Genomic DNA, 19,869 nt, shown 5'->3' with positions numbered 1-19,869 from the left:
GGCCGACAATCCATTCACCAGTCCAACACGGGAGACAACAATGAAGAAACTGATGTTCCTCACCACCGCCCTGTCGGCGGTCGCCATGATGGCGAATGCCGACTCGATCACCGTGGTGTCCTGGGGCGGCGCCTATGCCAAGAGCCAGGTCGAGGCCTATGACAAGCCGTTCACCGCGAAGACCGGCATCGACGTGAACATGGTTGACGCCGACAACCCGGCAACGCCGATCAAGGCGCAGGTCGAAGCCAAGAACGTGACGATGGATGTGGCCGACGTCGAGATGTCGGACGCGATCCGGCTGTGCGACGAAGGCCTGATCATCCCGATCGACCCGGCCTCGCTGCCCGCCGCACCCGACGGCACCGCCGCCGCCAAGGACTTCCTGCCCGGCGCGCTGGGAGATTGCTCGGTCGCCTCGATCGTGTTCTCGACGGCGGTCGGCTTTGACACGACCAAGTTCGGCGACAAGCCGCCAACCAAGATCGCCGATTTCTTCGACACCAAGGGGTTCCCCGGCAAGCGCGGGATGCGCAAGGGCGCCAAGATCAACCTGGAAATCGCGCTGATGGCGACGGGTGTGGCCGCCGCCGATGTCTACAAGGTGCTGGCGACGCCGGATGGGGTCGACAAGGCGTTCAAGGAACTCGACACGATCAAGAAGGACGTCGTGTGGTGGGATGCCGGTGCCCAGCCGCCGCAGTTGCTGGCGGATGGCGAAGTGGCGATGACCACGGCCTACAACGGCCGGATCTTCAACGCCGCCGTGGCCGAGAACAAGCCGTTCAAGATCATGTGGGACGGTCAGGTGATGGAGTTCGACCTCTTCGTCATCCCGAAGGGCGCCCCGCACGAGAAGGAAGCGCTTGAGTACGTGAAGTTCGCGACCTCGACCCAGGCGCTGGCCGACCAGGCCAAGTGGATCGCCTACGGTCCGGCGCGCCTCTCTTCGGCCTCGCTGGTCGGCAAGTACATGGACGGCAAGACCGACATGGCCCCGAACATGCCGACGAACCCGGCCAACATGACGAACTCGGTCGTTGCCGACTCGTCGTTCTGGGCTGACCACGGCACCGAGTTGGAGCAGCGCTTCAACTCGTGGCTCGCCGCGAACTGATCCTGATGCGGCCGGCGCGGGGGAGCCCCCGCGTCGGCCCTTCTCTGACGGAGGTCTGAGGATGAGCGACATTTCCGCGACGGCCGCGCTGACGACGGCTCCGCTGACGACAGCCGACGGGCGCCCGCTGAAGGCGGCGCTGCGGCGGGCGCAATCGCGGGCCAAGCGGCGGGCCTTCCTGCTAGTGCTGCCGCTGCTGGCGTTCGTCGTCGTGACCTTCGTGATGCCGATCGGCGAACTGCTGCACGAGTCGATCTACAACCCCGATTTCCATGACAACATGCCCCATACCGTGGCCTGGTTCGCCGCCAACCCGCCCGGCACCCCGCCGGACGAGGCCGCCTTTGCTGCGCTGGCCGAGGATATCACGAACGGTTATGCCGACCGCTCCATCGCGCAGGTCGGAACACGGGTGAATTATCAGATGCCGGGCACCCGGTCGCTGTTCACCTCGACCGGGCGCAAGGCCAAGGCGATGCAACCGCCCTTCAAGGATGCGCTGATCGCGGCGGACCCGGCCTGGGGCGATCCGGCCCTGTGGGCCGCGATGCGGCAGGTCTCGTCGTCCTACACCACCGATTTCTATCTGGCGGCGGTCGATCGCACGCATGACGCGACGGGCGCCATCGTTCCGGTCAGCGGCGATCGGGCGATCTACCTGATGCTGTTCGAGCGCACCTTCATGGTGTCGGGGCTGATCACCCTGATCTGTTTCGTGATCGGCTTTCCGGTCGCGCATCTGCTGTCAGTGCTGCCATTGCGCACCTCCAACCTTCTGATGATCTTCGTGCTGCTGCCGTTCTGGACCTCGCTGCTGGTGCGCACGACAAGCTGGATCGCGTTGCTGCAGCGGGAAGGCGTGGTGAACGACATCCTTGTCGCGCTGCGGCTGGTCGATGCGAATGGACGGTTGCAAATGATCTACAACCAGACCGGCACGATCATCGCGATGACGCATATCCTGCTGCCGTTCATGATCCTGCCGATGTATTCCGTGATGCGCCCGATCCCGCCGTCCTATGTGCGCGCCGCGCGCAGCCTTGGCGCGACCTCCTGGACCGCGTTCCGCCGCATCTACTTTCCGCAGACGCTGCCGGGCATCGGCGCGGGCTCGCTGTTGGTGTTCATCCTCGCGGTTGGCTACTACATCACCCCGGCGCTGGTCGGCGGCGCCTCGGGGCAGCTGATTTCGAACCAGGTCGCCTATTTCATCACCGGGGCGGGCAACAACTGGTCGATGGGCTGCGCGATTGCCGGGCTGCTGCTGGCGGCGATCCTGATCCTCTACTGGGTTTACGATCGCCTCGTCGGCATCGACAACCTCAAGCTGGGCTAGGCGATGATGCCGCGCCGCCACCGCATCGCTGATGTCCGGGCATTGCGCCGCGCACCCGGCACCCGCACAGGGAGACCGCTCTGATGGCCGTTCCGATCTACGCCTCGCCGCTGGAGCGGGTCTGGTACTACACGTTCCGCGTGATCTGCGCGCTGGTGCTGCTGTTCCTGATCGCGCCAATCCTGATCGTGATCCCGCTGAGCTTCAATGCGCAGCCCTATTTCACCTTCACGCCCGACATGATGGCCTTCAAGGCCAGCGGCTACTCCTTGCGCTGGTATGACACGCTGCTGACCTTCGGGATGCAGTTTCCCGACCATGTGCGCGACAGCGCCTGGTGGGCGGACCTGTGGCAGAACGCGAAATGGGTGAATGCCGCGAAGAACTCGGTGATCATCGGGTTCTTCGCCACCATCGTTGCCGCGGCGCTGGGCACGATGGCCGCGCTGGGTCTGTCGCGGCCGGAAATGCCCTATCGCCGCGCGATCATGGCGATCCTGATCTCGCCGATGATCGTGCCGATCATCATCACGGCAACGGGGCTGTTCTTCTTCTACTCCAGCCCCGGCTTTCCCTTCCCCTACCTGACGTTCCACCCGTTCGGGCTGCACTTCGGCTATTTCTCGACCCAGGACCAATACGGCTGGCGGCTGGCGGGCACCTATTTCGGCGTGATCCTGGCCCATGCCACCCTGGGCATCCCGTTCGTGATCATCACTGTCACGGCCACGCTGGTCGGCTTTGACCGCTCGCTGATCCGCGCGGCGGCGAGCCTTGGCGCGACACCGACGACGACCTTCTTCAAGGTCATCATGCCGCTGATCCTGCCGGGCGTGGTCTCGGGCGCGCTTTTCGCCTTCGTGACCTCGTTCGACGAGGTGGTGGCCGTGCTCTTCATCGGCTCGCCCGATCAGCAGACGATCCCGCGCCAGATGTGGAACGGCATCCGCGAGCAGATCAGCCCGGCGATCCTTGCCGTGGCGACCATCCTCGTGGTGCTCTCGGTTGCGATGCTGACGATGCTGGAGCTTTTGCGCCGCCGGTCGGAACGCCTGCGGGGGCTGACGCCGCAGTAGCGGCTGGTGCGCGGCTAGCCCAGCGCGGCGAGCCAGAGCCAGGCGGTAAAGATCGTGCCGACCGTTGCCAGCAGCACCGAGGAGGCCGCGATCCTTCGTGCAACCCCATACATGTCGGCAAAGAGGTAGGCGTTGACCCCCGGCGCCATCGCGGCGGTGATGACGGCCGAGCGAAAGGCGGCCGGTGGCAAATGCAACGCGCTGCCCATGCCCCAGGTGATCGCCGGATGCAGGATCAGCGACACCGCGCAGACCATCGCGATGATGCGGAAGTCGCCCTCTGGCCGGTAACGGTAGAGCACGCCGCCAAGGCCGAAGAGCGCCGCGGGCAGCGCCGCCCGCACCATCAGGTCGAGCGCGTCGGTCAGCACCTTCGGCACCGGCAGGTGGCCGAGGTTCACCATGAAGCCGAGCATGATGCCGATCACCAGCGAATTGCTGAAGACCGCGCGCAACACGCTGAGCGCGGTCGTGCGCAGGCCGCGGCCCCGATGGCGCACCAGTTCCATCGCGGTGATGCCGACGGCATAGCCGAACGGCGAGTGGATCGCGATGATGGCATAGTTCCCGGCCAGCGCGCCGCTGCCATAGGCACGCTCGGTGATCGGCAGGCCAAGCAGGAGCGTATTCGAGAACAGCCCGCAAAAGCCGATCGCCACACTGTCTTCCCAGGCGCGGCCAAAGACATAGCGCGCGCCGAGGAGGGCGACGCCAAAGCCGGCCAGGGCTCCGGTGTAGAAGCTCAGGAGCAGCCGGGGGTCGAAGTCCTGCGCCAGGTCAAGCGTCGAGATCGCGCGATACAGCAGGCAGGGCAACGCGAACCCCTGCGAGAACTTCATCAGCCCGTCGATGTTGGCATCGCTCAGGTAGCCCTTCCACACCGCGACATAGCCGAAGCCCAGCACGAGGAAGATCGGCAGGATGACCTCGACGAGGGCCCCCACGTCACAGCTCGTAGGTAATGGTCATGCCATCATAGGCAGGCGTGATGTGGGCAGGCGTCTCGGCCTCCAGCGCGGCATAGTCGAGGTCGAGGTGCATGTTGGTCAGCACCGCGCGACGCGGCTGCGCCAGCGCGATCCATTCCAGCGCCAGCGCCAGATGGGCGTGGGTCGGGTGCGGTGTGCGGCGCAGCGCGTCCAGCACCCAGCAGTCGAGCCCCTCCAGCGCGGCCCAGGCCTCGGGGTAGATCTCGATCACGTCGGGCAGGTAGGCCAGATCGACGATGCGGAACCCCAGCGCGTCGATCGAGCCGTGGCTGACCCGGAACGGCGTCAGCGTCACCGCCCCCCCGGCGCCGGGAATGGTCAGCGGCCCGTGGATCGTGTGCATGTCGAGGATCGGCGGATAATGCGAGCCTTCGGGCTGCACGAAAGCGTAACCGAAGCGGCTCAGCAGCGCCTCTTGCGTCGGGCCGTCGGCCCAGACCGGCAGGCGGCGGCGGGTGTTGAACACGATCTGGCGCAGGTCGTCGATGCCGTGGACGTGGTCGGCATGGGAATGGGTGTAGACCACCGCATCCAGTTCGCCCACCCCCGCGTCGAGCAGTTGGTCGCGCATGTCGGGCGTGGTGTCGATCAACACGCGGGTGCTGCCGTGGTTGCCCTGCCGCGTGATCAGCATCGAGCAGCGGCGGCGGCGGTTCTTGGGGTTCAGCGGATCGCAGGCACCCCAGTGCCCGCCAAGCCGGGGCACCCCGCCCGATGATCCGCAGCCAAGGATGGTGAAGGTCAGCCGGTCCATCAGGGGGTCTGCCTCCAGGCGGCGGCCTTGGCGAACAACCGGTCGAAGTTGGCCGAGGTCGCCCGGGCGAAGTCCGTGTAGCTGATCCCGAACAGTTCGGCGCCGACGCGGGCGGTCAGCGCGGTATAGGCCGGTTCGTTGCGGCGTCCGCGATGGGGCGGGGGGGCCAGATAGGGGCTGTCGGTTTCCACCAGAATCCGGTCCAGCGGCGCGGCGGCGAAGATCGCGCGCAGGTCGGCGGATTTCGGGAAGGCGGCGATGCCGGACATCGACAGGGAGAATCCCAGGCCAAGCGCCGCCTCGGCCAACGCGGCCGAGGAGGAAAAGCAGTGCATCACGCAGGAATAGGCGCCCGCCCGGTGTTCCTCGGTCAGGATGCGGGCCATGTCGTCGTCGGCGTCGCGGGCGTGGATGATCAGCGGCAGGCCGGTTTCGCGCGCTGCCGCGATGTGGATGCGCAGGCTTTCCTGCTGCACCGCCTTGCTGTCGGCGGTGTAGTGATAGTCCAGCCCAGTCTCGCCAAGGCCGACGAATTTCGGGTGACGGGCAAGGGCGACCAGGGCTTCCACCGTGGTCAGCGGTTCTTCCGCCGCGCGCATCGGGTGGACCCCGGCGGCCCAGAACACCGCCGGATGCGCCTCGGCGATCGCCTGCACGCGGGCGGCGGTGTCCAGCCGGGTGCAGACCGTCACCATCCGCGTCACCCCCGCGGCGATGGCGCGCGCCACGACGGCGTCGCGTTCCCCGTCGAAATCCGGGAAGTCGAGGTGGCAGTGGCTGTCCACGAGTTCGGGTGTCATCTGACCTCGGCGCGCGGGCCAAGCGTTCCCGCCGTTTCGTCTATCTTCAGGACCATATCGAGCAGAAGCGTGGCAGGGTCAAGGTTGACCGCCTTGCCACGTCGCGCCCGCGAACCCAGCGTCTGCTGAAGGTCAGCAAAGCTGCGGCCTGCCGCCGGGTCGGGCGCAAGGCGCACCAGCAGCGCGGCCTCGCCGGGCACGGCCTCGGGCGGCGGGGCGCCAAGGGAACCCGTGCGGGCGGCGCGGGCCAGGAAGGTCTCGATCAGGGTCAGCATCAGGTCGAACCGCGCCTCGGCCCCGCGCCCGCCCGCGCTGTCGACCAGCGCCAGCGCCTTCGGCCGGTCCATCCGCGGGATGCCGGCGAACAGCGCCACCAGCGCGGCGTAGCTGGCCACGCCGTCAAGGTTTGCCAGCCGGATCGCCTCGCCCACCGACCCCGCGGCGAGTTCGGACAACGCCGCCGCATTGGTATCCTCGGCCCCGGCCTCGGCCAGCGCCTCGGCCATGTCCTGCGGCCCCAGCGGTGACAGCCGCAACTCGCGGCAACGCGAGCGGATGGTGGGCAGAAGCCGCCACGGCTGGTGGCTGACAAGCAGCAGAACGGCGTCTTTCGGCGGCTCTTCCAGTTCCTTCAGCAGCGCGTTGGCCGCGTTGGCGTTCATCTCGTCGACCGGATCGACGATCACCACGCGACGCCCGCCATCGGCGGCGCTCAGGTGGAAGAAGCTCTTCAGCCCGCGCACGTCATCCACCGTGATGACGCTGCGCAACCGGCCGGTCTTTTCGTCGGCCGTGCGGCGGATCAGCTTCAGCCGCCCTTCCGACTGCGCGGCAACTCGCCGGGCAATGGGATGGTCGGGCGGGACATCGAGCGTTTCGGGCGGCGGCGGGGCCCCGAAAAAACCCGCGTCGGCGGGCGCCTCGGCCAGCAGAAAGCGGGCGATGCGCCAGGCGAGGGTGGCCTTGCCGACGCCGCGCGGCCCGGTCAGCAGCCAGCCGTGGTGCATCCGGCCGCTGCGGACGGCATCAAGAAACGCCGCCTCCGCCGCCGCTTGCCCGCGCAGGACGCGCGTGTCGCGCGGGTGCGGCGCGCCTTCGACGCGATCCGGTTCAAGGGTGTCGTCGCTCATCCCAGGTTCATCCCAGCCGACTCTGCGCGATCGCGGCGATCTCGGCGGCGACGGTTTCCACCGGACGGTCGCCGTCGATGACAACCGATCGCGCCGGAAACTCGGCGGCGAGGGCAAGGAACCCGGCCCGCATCCGCGCCTGCAAGTCCTCGCCGAACGCCTCGAACCGTTCCTCGGTCCCCTTGCGGGCCAGCGCGCGCGCAAGGCCCACGCCGGGGTCCATGTCGATGATGAAGGTCAGATCAGGCTCGACCCCGATCATCAGGGCGTGCAGGCGGTCCACCACGCCGCGCAGGTCGCCCCGCGTGATGCCCTGATACAGCCGCGTCGAGTCGGCGAAGCGGTCGGTGATGACGATCCGGCCCGCCGCCAGCGCCGGGCGGATGGTCTTTTCCAGATGGTCGCGCCTTGCGGCGGTGAACAGCAGGATCTCGGTCTCGGCGGACCAGCGGTCGGGGTCGCCCTCCAGCACCAGCCGCCGGATGTCCTCGGCCCCCGGCGATCCGCCGGGCTCGCGCGTCAGCACGACGTCGCGGCCCTGCCTGCGCAGCGTTTCCGCCAGCAATCGCGCCTGGGTCGATTTGCCGGAGCCGTCGATCCCCTCGAAGCTGATGAACGCGCCCCGCGCGGCCCCGCTCACCGAGGCGCCGCCGCCCCGCCGAACTTGCGCGACAGGACGGCGATCGCGGTCTCGATCCGGCGCAGGAAGCCGGCTTGCGGCACGTCCTTCGCCGCGACCAGCGGAATGTGGCGATCCTCCATGCCGGTCTCGACGATCACCAGATCGGCCAGCGTCTGGCCGGCCTTGATCGGTGCCTTCACCGGCCCGGTATAAATCACCTTGGCATCCAGCGATGCGCCGGTGGTGACCGGCAGCAGCACCTTGGCATCCTCGGCGGGCACCAGGCCCACGCTGTCGGCCTGACCCATCCACACCGGGGCCGTGGCCACCACGGTGCCTTTCGCGGCCACAGTCTTCTCGGCGAACTGGCGGAAGGCCCAGTTCAGCAGCTTTTCCCCCTCGGTCCCGCGCTGGGCCATCGAGGTCATGCCGTTGAGCACGACAAGAACCCGCCGCCCGTCCTGCAGCGCCGTGCCGACGAGGCCGTAGCCGGATGCCTCGGTATGCCCGGTCTTCATCCCGTCGGCGCCGGGCACCCGGCCCAGCAGCGGGTCGCGGTTTTCCTCGTTCGCCGGGGCACGGCCATCATAGGCGAAGGTCTGTTCCGAGAAGTAATGGTAGTACTGCGGGTAGGTCTTGATGATGTGGACGGCCAGCGTCGCGAGGTCGTGCATGCTCATCAACTGGCCGGGGTCGGGCCAGCCCGAGGCATTGGCGAAATGCGAGTTCGTCAGCCCGAGCTTCTGCGCCTCCACGTTCATCTGCGCGGCAAAGGCTTCCTCGGACCCGGCGAGGCCCTCGGCGACCGTCACGCAGGCGTCGTTGCCCGACAGCACGATGATGCCCTGGATCAGTTGTTCCGCCGTCGGGCGGTCGCGTTCGTTCAGGAACATGGTCGAGCCGCCCATGTTCTTGGCCTTGGTCGAAACCGTGAGGCGCGTATCAAGCTGCACCCGCCCGGCCGCCAGCGCCTGGAACAGAAGGTCGATCGTCATCAGCTTCGACATCGACGCGGGCGGCATCGGGGTGTCGCCGTCCTTGTTCAGCAGGACGGTGCCGGTGTTGACGTCAACGACGTAGGCCGCCGTGGCCGCCGTATCGAATGCCGCTGCGGGAAGGGCCAGCAGCAGCGCGGCAAGCGCGACGAAGGGGGAGAGCAGGCGAAGGGTCATGCGATCAGGCCATCCGGTCAGGGGTCATTTCGACACGAGATAGGCATCGGCGAAGCCAAGGTCCTTCACTTTCGCGAGAGTGGCCGCTCTGGCCGCGGCATCGGTCGGGCCGATCAGCACGCGCCAGAAGGTTTTGCCCTGGCTTTCCTCTTTCACCACCGAAGACACGAGGCCCTTGGCCTTCAACGCCTTGGCGGCACGGTTGGCGTTGTCCTCGACCGAGAAGATGCCGATCTGCAGATAGGCCTTGTCGTTGGCCGCCGAGGCAGCGGGGACAGCCGGTTTCGCCGCGACACTCGTCGAGACGGCCGCCGCTGCGGTGGTTGCTGCTGCGGTCGTGGCCGTCGTCGTGGCCGCCGGGGCGGCGCCTGCGCCTGGCGCCGGGCGCATCGGCGGCGCGACGGTCTTGCCGGTGGCCTTGGGTGCGGGGCCCGCAGCCTTGTCGATGGCGGCGCTGGCGGTGGCCGCGACGTCGGCGATCGGCTTGGACTGGATCGCCTCGTTGGTATCGAGCGCGGGTTTGCTGGCGTCCGGCGCGGGCGCCGGGGTTTCCTGACGGCGCAGCGCGGTGACGGCGATGTTGGCCGGCTGGCCCGCCAGAAGGCCAAGCGCCTCGGCCGCGTCCGACGACAGTTGCAGCTTCGGCCCGGGGTTCAGCCGCTCGCGCCGGAACAGCGCGCCGATGACGAACTTGCCGTTGGACGGGTTGCGGATGATCACCCGCTCGGGCTCCTTCACGTCGGGCCCCGCGACCCAGACGCCACCCAGCGAGGGCCGCCCGTCCCAGAGCCCCTTGTCGGTGGTCTGGAACACCTCCGGGGCCTCGACGTCGCGATCGACCAGCTTGACGGAACTTGATTGCACCGGAGGCGTCGGCGTGGCCGTGCCTGCCGCGTCGGCCGGTTTGCCTTTCAGAAAGGCAAAAGGCTGTGTGCCCTCCTGACAGCCCGACAGAGCCAAAGCCGTTCCCAGCACCAGGCCCAGTTTCCCGATCCCCGCCTTCATCATCCTTGCCCCCTTGACGCGCGAACTCGTCGCCGCGCTTGTCTGGCCGTGATCCGGCCCTTGCCCATTGCGTCCTGCACGATCGGTGCGCCCGGGCTTCCGGTCCCGGTACGCTCGCGTGTCATCCTAGCCGGTGATGCCCAGCAAGAAAAGGCCGCCGCACCGCCCCTGCGGGTTTTCGCCGCCTAAACCGGGGGCATCCGGCGGTGATCCGGGCGTGTATCGATGGCGAACTGCGGCCAGAGCCACATTCGAGCCCCGGCGACCGCACCGCGCAACTTCAGAAACGGGGAAAGGCTGGAGGCGAGTACCGGAATCGAACCGGTCTTCACGGATTTGCAATCCGCTGCGTAACCTCTCCGCCAACTCGCCTCGGCCGGTGCCCGACCTATACCAAGACAATATGCCACGCAAGTCGTTCCGCGCGCTCGGGCGATGTTGCCGAGGGCGCGGTTCTATGGCAAGACGATGCTCAGCGAAACTAGACCGACGAGTTCAGACATGACCGACTTCGCGCAGCGCCGCACCATGATGGTCGATACCCAGGTTCGCCCTTCCGATGTGACCAAGTATCCGATCATCGAGGCCATGCTGGCGGTCCCGCGCGAGATCTATCTGCCGGAGGCAAGCCGCGAGGCGGCCTATGTCGGCGAGAATCTCGCGATCGGCGCGGGCCGCGTGGTGCTGGAGGCGCGGACGCTGGCCAAGATGCTGGACGCGCTCGATATCCAGCCCGAGGAGCGGGTGCTCGATATCGGCTGCGGCATGGGCTATTCGGCCGCGGTGATCGCGCGTCTGGCGGGCTCGGTGGTCGCGGTCGAGGCGGATGAGGCCCTTGCCGTCGCCGCGCGTCGCACGCTGGCCGCAGAAGGCGTGACGACCGCGGTGGTGCGGGTCGCGCCGCTGGCCGAGGGCGCCGCGGCCGATGGTCCGTTCGACGTGATCACGGTGCAGGGCGCCATCGAGCGGCTTCCCGAGGCGGTGGCCGCGCAACTGACGGAAGGCGGCCGGGTCGGCGCGCTGTTCATGGAGGGTGCGCTGGGCACCTGCCGGATCGGCCACAAGATCGACGGTGTGGTGACCTGGCGCTTTGCCTTCAATGCCAGCGCGCCGGTGCTTGCCGGGTATGCGGCGCGCCGCGAATTCGTCCTTTAGGCGTGTAATCAAAAGAAAAAACAGCAGGAGAACACAGATGGCAGGTTCGAGCTTCCGGCAGATGTTCGCCATCATGGTTGCAACAGCCGTGGTGGCGCCTACCGCAAGGGCGGAAAGCTTGACCGATGCGCTGGTGATGGCCTACCGCAACTCGCACCTGCTGGAACAGAACCAGGCGGTTCTGCGCGCGGCCGACGAGGGTGTGGCGCAGGCCGTCGCGGCGCTGCGGCCCGTGGTGGCGTTCGTCGCTCAGGGCCTTTGGCAGAATCCGGCGACGCAATCGACCTACAACAGCAACCTCTACGGCACCCTCGCGTTGCAGGCCTCGCTGACGCTTTTCAACGGCGGACGTGAGCGGGATACGATCGGGGCCGCGAAAGAGACGGTGCTGGCCACGCGGCAGGCGCTGGTCGGGGTCGAGCAACAGGTTCTGCTGGCGGCCGTCAGTGCCTATGTGGGTGTGCTGCAGAACGTGCAGACGGTGTCGTTGCAACAGAACAACGTGAACGTGCTGCAACAGGAACTGAAGGCCACGCAGGACAAGTTCGACGTGGGCGAGGTCACCAGGACCGATGTGGCCCAGGCGCAAGCCGCGCTGGCGGCGGCGCAAGCGGCGATGGTCGCGGCGCAGGGCAGCCTGGCGGTGGCGCGTGAATCCTACAAGGCGGCGGTCGGATCCTATCCCGGAAGCCTGTCGGCGCCGCCGCACGAACCCGCCACGGCGACGTCGCTGGCCGAGGCACAGACCGTTGCCGCCCGTATCCACCCGTCCGTCTTGCAGGCGCAGCATCAGGTATCCGCCGCCGATTTTGCCGTCAGAGGCGCCGCTGCATCGACCAGCCCGCTGGTGGCGGCCGCGGTCAAGACCGGGATGGACAGCCACAGCAACATCGGCGAAAGCGTGACGTTGACGATGACCCAGCCGATCTATTACGGCGGGCAGCTGTCCTCGATCTATCGGCAGGCGGCGGCCAATGATGCCGGCGCGAAGGCCGCGCTGATGCAGACCGCGCTGACGGTGGCGCAGGGCGTGGGCAACGCCTGGGCCCAGCTTGCCGTGGCGCGGGCGAGCATCTCGGCGAACCAGGAACAGGTCCGGGCGGCGCAGGTCGCGTTCGACGGCGTGCGGGAAGAGGCCAAGCTGGGCTCGCGCACCACGCTGGACGTGCTGACCGCCGAACAGGTGCTGCTGAACGCCAAGGTGGCCTTGGTGACGGCGCAGACCGGCCAATACCTGGCCGTCTATTCGCTGCTGGCGTCGATGGGTCTTCTGACCGCAGACCACCTGAAGCTTGGCGTGCCGACCTACGACCCGACCGGGTATTACAACGTGGTCAGCAAGGCCCCGGCCTCGCTGAGCCCGCAGGGTGCGGCGCTTGACCGGATCATGCAGGGTCTTGGCACGAAGTAGGCGCCACTGATTGTTGTGTGGACGCCGTATCGGCGCTACACTCCGCGGTGAGCAGCAAGGATAATGCCGATGTCGGACCGCATGACGTCACGAGAGATCGAGGATGTTCTGTCCTCGATCCGCAGGTTGGTCTCGGAAGAGACACGGATGCCGCCGCGGCAGGAACCCTCGGGCCGGGCGCAACCCGTGCTGGCCGACAAGCTGGTTCTCACCCCCGATTTCCGCATCATCGATCCGGTTGCCGCCCCCGCGGCCGACGAGGTCGAGGAGGATGCGGATGACGGCTGGACCGGCGGCGACAGCCGTCTGGGGGCCCGCATCGCCGTGCTGGAGGCCGCCGTGGCCCAACGCGCCGACGAGTGGGAGCCTGATGGCAGCGAGGCGCCGTCGACCTTGACGCCGCCGCATGTTGATGCGGGGGAACCCGAGACCGAGATGAATGCCGACCACGCGGCCGAGCCCGCGCCGACGGACGACGCGCTGCCGGAAGCCGCAGCGGCGGCCTCCGACCCGCAGGACTGGCAACCGGAGACCACGCCGGAACCCAACGCCGCGATGGCCGCGACCGAAGGCCCCGAGCCGCTGGAATGGCAGGACGAGCCACCCGAGACCGCGCCGCCGCCACAAGCCGCCGAGGTGGAGGATGCGCTGTTCGACGAGGACGGCGGCGACGACCTGCTGGACGAGGAAGTGCTGCGCGACATGATCCGCGAGATCATCCGGCAAGAGCTTCAGGGCACGCTGGGCGAGCGGATCACCCGCAACGTGCGCAAACTGGTGCGGGCCGAGATCAACCGCGCGATGGCCACCAAGGCGTTCGAGTAACGCCTCACGCCACCGGGGCCGCCAGTGCCAGCAGCGCGCCAAGGTCGAGGTGCTGCGTCAGGTGGTCGGCCAGCGCGTCAAGCGTGCGGTCCACCTCTGCCTCGTAGTCCGGGCCCCCGGCGCTGGCGCCGATGCGCCGCAGATAGTCGCGCCGAAAACCATCCGCCGCGAAAATCCCGTGCAGGTAGCTGCCGCGCACCCGGCCATCGGCCGAGGCGGCACCCTCGGGCCCGTCGTCCAGCACGATCCAGCCGCGCGCGCGGTCCGGCCCCTCGGTGCGGCCGATGTGAATCTCGTAGCCCCGCAGCGCGGCCCCGGTTTCGGCCTCCTGGCCCTGCCGCTCGGCCAGCCGCTTTTCCGCCGTCATCACCGTGGTGACGTCCAGCAACCCCAGCCCCGGTGCGGTCCGCGGTGCGCCTTCGATGCCGTCCGGGTCGGCGACCGTCCGGCCCAGCATCTGGTAGCCACCGCAGAGGCCCAGCACATGCCCGCCCCGGCGGCGATGGCCGATCAGGTCCAGATCCCACCCCTGCGCGCGGAAGAACGCAAGGTCCGCCAGCGTCGCCTTGGTGCCGGGGATCAGCACCAGCGCCGCATCGCCGGGCAGGGGGCGGCCGGGCGGCACAATCTCCACCGTCACGCCGGGCTCCAGCCGCAGCGGGTCGAGGTCGTCGAAGTTGGCGATGCGCGACAACAGCGGCACGGCGATCTTCACCGCGCCGGACTGGCGGCGGGCATGGTCCACCGCATCCTCGGCGGGCAGCTTCCAGGCGTCGCGGAACCAGGGGATCAGTCCCAGCGCGGCCCAGCCGGTGCGGCGCGCGACCAAGTCCATCCCGGCGTCGAACAGACGCGGGTCGCCGCGGAACTTGTTGACGGCAAAGCCGCGGATCATCGCGAGGTCGCCCGGCGCCAGCACCGCATGGGTGCCGACCAGTTGCGCGATCACCCCGCCGCGGTCGATGTCGCCCAGCAGCACCACCGGCACCCCGGCCGCACGGGCAAAGCCCATGTTGGCGATGTCGCCGGCCCTCAGGTTCACCTCGGCCGGGCTGCCCGCGCCCTCGACGATCACCAGATCGGCGCCCGCCGCGACCCGGGCGAAGCTGTCCAGCACCACTGGCAGCAGGTCGGGCCGTTTGCCCATCCAGTCCGACGCCTTGAGGCTGCCCGCCCGGCGGCCCTGCACGATGACCTGTGCGCCGGTATCGCTTTCGGGTTTCAGCAGCACCGGGTTCATGTGCACGCTCGGCGCGACGCCGGCCGCGCGCGCCTGCAGCGCCTGCGCCCGCCCGATCTCGCCGCCATCGGCGGTGACGGCGGCGTTGTTCGACATGTTCTGCGGCTTGAACGGGCGCACGGAAAGCCCGGCCTTGCTGAAGGCGCGCGCCAGCCCGGCGACGATCATCGACTTGCCGACGTCGGACCCGGTGCCCTGGATCATGATCGCGCGCGTCATCGCCAGCCCCCGGAAATGCAAAACGCGCCCAGAGCGGGCGCGTCGAGCGGTGTGGCCCTTGCGGACCTCAGGCGGCTTCGGCCTGGTCCATATCCATCGCGTGGCGACGTTCGCTTTCCTCGCGCGACAGCGCGACCGAGGTGCGCACACCCTTCGACACGAACTCCATCAGCCCCTTCACGACGCGCTCATTCGGGTCGATCCCGGCACAGGACAAGACTTCACGCCCGTCGCGCGACCGCGCCCAGCGGGCGATCTGCTCCGGCCCGTTGCCGTATTTCTTGTCATCGGCAATCGCATCGTCCAGTGCGGCGAGCACGACGGCCGCAAACAGCTTGCGCGAACGCTGGCCCTGTTCGTGGTTGAATGCCGTGCCGTCAACGAAATCGACCATGTTGCAGTCCTTTTTTTCTTGCTCTTGCGTTTTCCGGCGTTCGGGGAATATGGCGTTTTCGAAACGATTCGGTATCCCTGTTCCGGAATGCCTGCTATGCGCCCTGATCATGGCTCGGGCTGATGCCTACCGTATCTTGTCGCCTTGCCAGCGCAATGCCCCCGAGATATAGGTGCCCCCCAATTCCGATCAATCCTCTGGCAAGGTTTTCCGACATGCCCAAGATCAACGGCAACGAGATCAAGCCGGGTTTCGTGCTGGACCACGACGGCGGCCTGTGGGGCGCGGTCAAGGTGAACCACGTCAAGCCCGGCAAGGGCGGCGCCTTCGCGCAGGTGGAACTGAAGAACCTGCGCGACGGGCGCAAGCTGAACGAACGGTTCCGCTCGGAAGACAAGGTCGAGGCGGTCGAACTGGAGATGAAGGAACAGCAATTCCTCTATGAAACCGACGGCATGCTGGTGTTCATGGACAACGAGACCTACGAACAGATCGAATTGTCGGCCGATCTGCTTGGCGACCGCCGCCCGTTCCTGCAGGACGGCATGATCGCGACGATCCAGTATTATGGCGACGAGGCGCTGTCGCTGAAATTGCCGCAGAAGGTCACCTGCAAGGTGATCGAGACCGAGCCGGTGCAGAAGGGTCAGACCGCGGCGAACAGCTTCAAGCCTGCGATCCTCGACAATGGCGTGCGGATCATGATTCCGCCCTTCATCGGGCCCGACGAGGATATCATCGTGCACACCGAACTGATGGAATATTCCGAACGCGCCTGATCGCGGGCGGTGGCGCGCCTTCCTGTCCGGGGGCGGGCCGGTTTCCTTTCTCTCCGGAGCCGACCGGGAGAGACCTGACATGCTGATCCGACGGATTGATCCTTCCGAGGCAGCGCTGCTGGTGCCGCTGAACGCCGGGATGCAACGCCTGCACGCAGCCCGCCGCCCCGACATCTTCCCGGCCGAGGCAAACGCCGCCGCAGTCACCGCCCATTTCGCCGAGACGCTCGCCCGGCCCGGCTGGTTCGCGCTGCTGGCCGAGGCGGACGGGGCGGTGATCGGTTACGCGCTGTGTGAGGTGCAGCGGATCGAGGCCCATGCCCTGCATCACGCCCGCACCCGCGGCTTCCTGCATCACGTCGCGGTGGCCGAAGCGGCGCGGCGGCGCGGCGTGGGGCTGGCGCTGGTGCAGGCCGTCCGGGCGCGCTTCCTGGCCGAGGGCTCGACGGTCTGGGCGACCAGCTACTGGGCCTGGAACGACGCCTCGGCCGCGCTGATGGCCAAGGCCGGGCTGCGCCCCGCGATCATTCTCGCCGATGCCCCCCTGATCTGAGGCCGCTTGTCCCGACAGCGTGATACCGCGGCAAGCCTCCGGGGCTCTGCCCCGGACCCCGCGATACTTGAGAACGGAAGAAAGGCGCGCCTGCCAGTCTTCCGTTCGCAAGCATCCCGGGGGGAGGCGCCGCAGGCGACGGGGGGCAGCGCCCCCCACTTTCAGGCGCGCAGCCAGACCACCCGCGCGCCGCCCGCCGTCATCGCGCCTTCCGCCCGATCGAAGCGCAGCCAGGCCAGTGCCCGGTTTCCCGCGCGAGTGAAAAGCGTGCCCGCCTCCTTGCCGTCCGACAGGATCGGTGTGCCGAGCGCCGCCTCGCCGTCCACCGCGACGCGGGCAAGGCCCTTGCGCAACTCGGTCTTGTGCTTCATCCGCGCCGTGACCTCTTGCCCGACGTAGCAGCCCTTGCGGAAGTCGACGCCGTGCAGGCGCTCGAACCCGGCTTCGAGGATATAGCTGTCGTCGGGGATCAGCTCGGCCCCGGTTTCCGGGATCAGGTGCTCCACCCGGATCGCGTCCCAGTCGATGACCGGATCGGCGCCGGGGGTGTCGCTGTAAAGCCGCCAGCCAAGCGACGGGTGGCGCGGGTCGGCCACCGCGCCTGCGGGCGCCGGGCCCAGCCCGCGTTGAACGTGCAGCGCGGCGGGGGCGATCTGCACGTCGGCGCGCAGGCGGTACATCGTCAGGCGGCGCACCAGCCCCTCGGCGAGGGTGTCCTTCACGTCGAGCAGAACGGCGTCGCCCTGCGCGATCAGCAGGAAATCAGCCAGATACTTGCCCTGCGCGGTCAGCAGCGCGGCGTAGACCGGCCCCTCGGCCAGGCGGCGGGTGTCGTTCGTGACGAGGCCCTGCAGGAAGGTCTCGCGGTCCGCCCCGGTGATGCGGTAAACCCGGCGGTCGTCGGCGCGTTCGCCTGTCATTTCGCTCTCCCCTAGGTCGGTCCCAAGACATATAGCATGGGGCAGAGGCCGCAACAGGGAGCGGGGAAGATGCGCGCGCCGATCTCGGTCGTGATGGCGGTCTGGAACGCCGAACGGGTGCTGCCGCGGCAGTTGGCCGTGCTGGGCGAGGCGCTGGCCGAGGGGCTGCTGCGCGAGCTGATCCTGGTCGATGGCGGATCGTCCGATGCGACGCCCAGGATCGCGGCCGAGGCGGGCGCCGAAGTGCTGGCCGGGCCGCGCAACCGTGGCGCCGCGCTGGCGCAGGGTGCGGCGGCGGCGTCGGGCGAGTGGCTGCTGTTTCCTTCGGCGGCGAGCCTGCCGGTGCCGGGCTGGACCGGCGAGGTGCTGCGGCATCTGGAACGGCGCGCGGGGCAGGCGGGAACGATTGCGGCGCGGCCGCTGGCCGGTTGGCGCCGGTATTGGCCGGGGCGGCCGTGGCTGCTGGTGCCGCAGGGGGTTTACCTTGCGGCACCGGCAACCGCGCTCAGGCGGGCGGGTCGCTAGGGGGCGGCCTCGGTGCGGAACTGCAACCGGTAAAGGTCTGCATAGACCCCGCTGCGGGCGATCAGATCCTCATGCGTGCCCTGATCGACGACGCGGCCGTGATCGAGCACCACGATCTTGTCGGCATCGCGCACGGTGGCCAGACGGTGCGCGATCACCAGCGTGGTGCGGCCCTTCTGAAGCTTTCCGAGCGCCTCCTGCACATAGGTTTCGGATTGCGCGTCCAGCGCCGAGGTTGCCTCGTCCAGCAACAGGATCGGCGCGTCGCGCAGCAGCGCCCGCGCGATCGCCACCCGCTGCCGCTGGCCGCCCGACAGGCCCGAGCCGCGCGGGCCCGCCGGCGTGTCGAGGCCCTGCGGCAGACCGGCGACGAATTCGCGGATATGGGCGGCCTCCAGCACCTCGGCCAGCCGCGCCTCGGACACGCCTTGGCGGCCCATCAGGATGTTGTCGCGGATCGTCTCGTCAAACAGCGCGCTGTCCTGCGACACCACCGAGAACAGGCCGCGCAGCCCGGCCAGTTCCAGCCGCCGCAGGTCGCGCCCGCCGATGCGGATGGCGCCCCCCTGCGGGTCGGCAAGGCGCGACAGCAGGCCGAAGACGGTGCTTTTCCCGGCGCCCGAGGGGCCGACGAGGGCGGTGGTCTGGCCCGCCTCGGCGGTGAAGCTGAGGCCGTGCAGCACGGGTTCGCGGCCATAGCCGAAGGTGACGGCGTCGATCTCGATCCGCATCCGGGTGGGCAGCGGGTCCGGCGCGGCGGGGGTGACGATGCGCGGCGCCGCGTCGAACAGCGACCGGATGCGTTCGAGGCTGGCGCGCGCCACCTGCCAAGCGCCGGAGACCGAGCCGAGGCGGCGCATCGGCTCGAACAGCAGCGCGATGGCGGTGAAGAAGCTCATGAACTCGCCCATGGTCTTTTCGCCGTGGATGATCTGCATCCCGCCATAGGTCAGCACGCCGGCAAAGCCGATGGCGGCCACCACGTCCATCATCGCCGGAATGCCCGCCGATCCCGCCTCGGCCCGGATCTGGGCGTGGACGTAATCATTGACTTCGGCGCGGAAGCGGCCGCCTTCGCGCGCCTCGGTGCCGGTCAACTGGATCGTCGCCATGCCGTGGAAGATCTCGTCCAGACGGGTCGAGATGCGCGAGGCGGTTTCGCGCGCCGCGCGGCTGGTGCGGCGCACCACCTGTTGCAGCCGGGTGATCGGCCAGACCAGCAGCGGCGCGCCCGCGACGGCGATCAGCGTCCAGCGCCAGTCGACCGACAGCGCCACCCCGAGCAGCGACAGCAGCGCCACCACATCGCGCCCGACCGCCGACAGCACCGTGCCCCACAGCATCCGCAGCGTGGCGGTGTCGCCGCGCACCCGTTCGATCAGCGCGCCGGGCGATTGGGTCTGGTGAAAGCTCTGGTCCAGCCGCATCAGGTGCGCCAGGAGGTCGGTCTGCATCGCGGCCACGAAGCGCTCGCCCGCCATCGCCATCAGCACGCGCTGGGCGAAGCCCGACAGCGCGCGCAGCAGGAACACCCCGCTGACCGCGAGCGCGACCCAGACCACGTCGCTGGCATGGCCGCCAACGGTGATGCGGTCGAACATCGGCTGGATCAGGTAGGACAGCGCGCCTTGGGTGCCGCCCTCGATGCTCATCAGCACCAGCGCGACGGCGAGGATCGGGATATGCGGGCGCAGATAGTCGCGCCACATCCAGCGGAGAAGCTGCGCCGCCGTCACGCCGGGGCGCGGCCTTTGGCCGGGGTCAGGGGAAACGGAGACATGCGCGGGGCCACCCTGGGGTTTCCATTGCCGCGCGGTCTAGCGGGAAACGCGGGGGCAGGCAAGCAA

At 68.5% G+C, this 19,869-nt stretch carries 20 protein-coding genes and 1 tRNA gene; 9 read left to right on the top strand and 12 right to left on the bottom strand.

Going from position 1 to position 19,869, the window contains the following annotated elements:
* The first annotated feature begins 40 nt into the window (after positions 1-40).
* The 3 genes from AC11WY_RS05965 (at position 41) to AC11WY_RS05955 (ending at position 3,529) form a co-directional block, all read left to right on the top strand.
* Positions 41-1,117 carry an ABC transporter substrate-binding protein gene (locus AC11WY_RS05965; protein ID WP_482923524.1) on the top strand — a complete coding sequence of 359 codons (1,077 nt, stop codon included), beginning with the start codon at positions 41-43 and terminating at the stop codon, positions 1,115-1,117.
* Between the two features lie 61 nt (positions 1,118-1,178).
* A complete protein-coding gene (locus AC11WY_RS05960; protein WP_482923522.1) occupies positions 1,179-2,453 on the top strand; it encodes an ABC transporter permease in 1,275 nt (424 codons plus the stop codon).
* An 83-nt stretch (positions 2,454-2,536) separates the two neighbouring features.
* A complete protein-coding gene (locus tag AC11WY_RS05955; RefSeq protein ID WP_482923520.1) occupies positions 2,537-3,529 on the top strand; it encodes an ABC transporter permease in 993 nt (330 codons plus the stop codon).
* 14 nt (positions 3,530-3,543) lie between these two features.
* On the opposite strand, the gene AC11WY_RS05950 is transcribed toward AC11WY_RS05955, so the two are convergent.
* From AC11WY_RS05950 to AC11WY_RS05915, 8 genes are all read right to left on the bottom strand, one after another.
* Positions 3,544-4,473 carry an AEC family transporter gene (locus tag AC11WY_RS05950; RefSeq protein ID WP_482923518.1) on the bottom strand — a complete coding sequence of 310 codons (930 nt, stop codon included), beginning with the start codon at positions 4,471-4,473 and terminating at the stop codon, positions 3,544-3,546.
* 1 nt (position 4,474) lies between these two features.
* Entirely contained in the window at positions 4,475-5,272 is a 798-nt protein-coding gene (locus AC11WY_RS05945) for an MBL fold metallo-hydrolase (protein ID WP_482923516.1), read from the bottom strand.
* Positions 5,272-6,072 (bottom strand): TatD family hydrolase, encoded by an 801-nt coding sequence (locus AC11WY_RS05940; RefSeq protein WP_482923514.1) that lies wholly within the window; start codon positions 6,070-6,072, stop codon positions 5,272-5,274. The genes AC11WY_RS05945 and AC11WY_RS05940 overlap by 1 nt, the downstream gene beginning before the upstream one ends.
* Positions 6,069-7,202, bottom strand: a complete 1,134-nt coding sequence (locus AC11WY_RS05935) for a DNA polymerase III subunit delta' (protein WP_482923512.1) — start codon at positions 7,200-7,202, stop codon at positions 6,069-6,071. Before AC11WY_RS05935 ends, AC11WY_RS05940 begins: the two co-directional genes overlap by 4 nt.
* A 7-nt stretch (positions 7,203-7,209) precedes the next feature.
* Complete coding sequence (gene tmk, locus AC11WY_RS05930) at positions 7,210-7,842, bottom strand: dTMP kinase (RefSeq protein ID WP_482923510.1); 633 nt, start codon at positions 7,840-7,842, stop codon at positions 7,210-7,212.
* Positions 7,839-8,996: a D-alanyl-D-alanine carboxypeptidase family protein gene (locus AC11WY_RS05925; RefSeq protein WP_482923508.1), complete on the bottom strand. Its 1,158-nt coding sequence runs from the start codon at positions 8,994-8,996 to the stop codon at positions 7,839-7,841. The genes tmk and AC11WY_RS05925 overlap by 4 nt, the downstream gene beginning before the upstream one ends.
* Before the next feature lie 24 nt (positions 8,997-9,020).
* Positions 9,021-10,004, bottom strand: coding sequence for an SPOR domain-containing protein (locus AC11WY_RS05920; protein ID WP_482923506.1), 984 nt, complete (start codon positions 10,002-10,004; stop codon positions 9,021-9,023).
* Positions 10,005-10,299: 295 nt separating this feature from the next.
* A tRNA-Cys gene (locus tag AC11WY_RS05915) sits at positions 10,300-10,373 on the bottom strand.
* Between the two features lie 129 nt (positions 10,374-10,502).
* Here AC11WY_RS05915 and AC11WY_RS05910 point away from each other — a divergent pair.
* The 3 genes from AC11WY_RS05910 (at position 10,503) to AC11WY_RS05900 (ending at position 13,392) form a co-directional block, all read left to right on the top strand.
* Positions 10,503-11,156 carry a protein-L-isoaspartate O-methyltransferase family protein gene (locus AC11WY_RS05910; protein WP_482923504.1) on the top strand — a complete coding sequence of 218 codons (654 nt, stop codon included), beginning with the start codon at positions 10,503-10,505 and terminating at the stop codon, positions 11,154-11,156.
* A 37-nt stretch (positions 11,157-11,193) separates the two neighbouring features.
* Positions 11,194-12,567 (top strand): TolC family outer membrane protein, encoded by a 1,374-nt coding sequence (locus AC11WY_RS05905; RefSeq protein ID WP_482923502.1) that lies wholly within the window; start codon positions 11,194-11,196, stop codon positions 12,565-12,567.
* A 69-nt stretch (positions 12,568-12,636) separates the two neighbouring features.
* On the top strand, positions 12,637-13,392 hold the full coding sequence (locus AC11WY_RS05900; RefSeq protein ID WP_482923501.1) for a hypothetical protein: 756 nt from the start codon (positions 12,637-12,639) through the stop codon (positions 13,390-13,392).
* A 4-nt stretch (positions 13,393-13,396) separates the two neighbouring features.
* Here the strand turns inward: AC11WY_RS05900 and AC11WY_RS05895 are convergent, their stop codons facing one another.
* Both AC11WY_RS05895 and AC11WY_RS05890 read right to left on the bottom strand, forming a co-directional pair.
* Positions 13,397-14,851 carry a cobyric acid synthase gene (locus AC11WY_RS05895; protein WP_482923499.1) on the bottom strand — a complete coding sequence of 485 codons (1,455 nt, stop codon included), beginning with the start codon at positions 14,849-14,851 and terminating at the stop codon, positions 13,397-13,399.
* A 67-nt stretch (positions 14,852-14,918) separates the two neighbouring features.
* Positions 14,919-15,245, bottom strand: coding sequence for a DUF6280 family protein (locus AC11WY_RS05890; RefSeq protein ID WP_482923498.1), 327 nt, complete (start codon positions 15,243-15,245; stop codon positions 14,919-14,921).
* Between the two features lie 215 nt (positions 15,246-15,460).
* Between AC11WY_RS05890 and efp the strand changes: the two genes are divergently transcribed.
* Positions 15,461-16,024: an elongation factor P gene (gene efp / locus AC11WY_RS05885; protein WP_482923496.1), complete on the top strand. Its 564-nt coding sequence runs from the start codon at positions 15,461-15,463 to the stop codon at positions 16,022-16,024.
* A gap of 79 nt (positions 16,025-16,103) precedes the next feature.
* A complete protein-coding gene (locus AC11WY_RS05880) occupies positions 16,104-16,577 on the top strand; it encodes a GNAT family N-acetyltransferase (protein WP_482923495.1) in 474 nt (157 codons plus the stop codon).
* Positions 16,578-16,738: 161 nt separating this feature from the next.
* On the opposite strand, the gene ygfZ is transcribed toward AC11WY_RS05880, so the two are convergent.
* Positions 16,739-17,497, bottom strand: coding sequence for a CAF17-like 4Fe-4S cluster assembly/insertion protein YgfZ (gene ygfZ, locus AC11WY_RS05875; RefSeq protein WP_482923493.1), 759 nt, complete (start codon positions 17,495-17,497; stop codon positions 16,739-16,741).
* A gap of 69 nt (positions 17,498-17,566) precedes the next feature.
* Here ygfZ and AC11WY_RS05870 point away from each other — a divergent pair, with 69 nt between their 5' ends.
* Positions 17,567-18,022 (top strand): glycosyltransferase, encoded by a 456-nt coding sequence (locus AC11WY_RS05870; RefSeq protein ID WP_482923491.1) that lies wholly within the window; start codon positions 17,567-17,569, stop codon positions 18,020-18,022.
* On the opposite strand, the gene AC11WY_RS05865 is transcribed toward AC11WY_RS05870, so the two are convergent.
* On the bottom strand, positions 18,019-19,758 hold the full coding sequence (locus AC11WY_RS05865; RefSeq protein WP_482923489.1) for an ABC transporter ATP-binding protein: 1,740 nt from the start codon (positions 19,756-19,758) through the stop codon (positions 18,019-18,021). The genes AC11WY_RS05870 and AC11WY_RS05865 overlap by 4 nt on opposite strands.
* Positions 19,759-19,869 lie beyond the last annotated feature (111 nt).

It is taken from the genome of Solirhodobacter sp., from assembly GCF_964715405.1.
The sequence above is the reverse complement of the archived record's forward strand: the minus strand, read 5'-3'. Positions and strand labels throughout refer to the sequence as shown.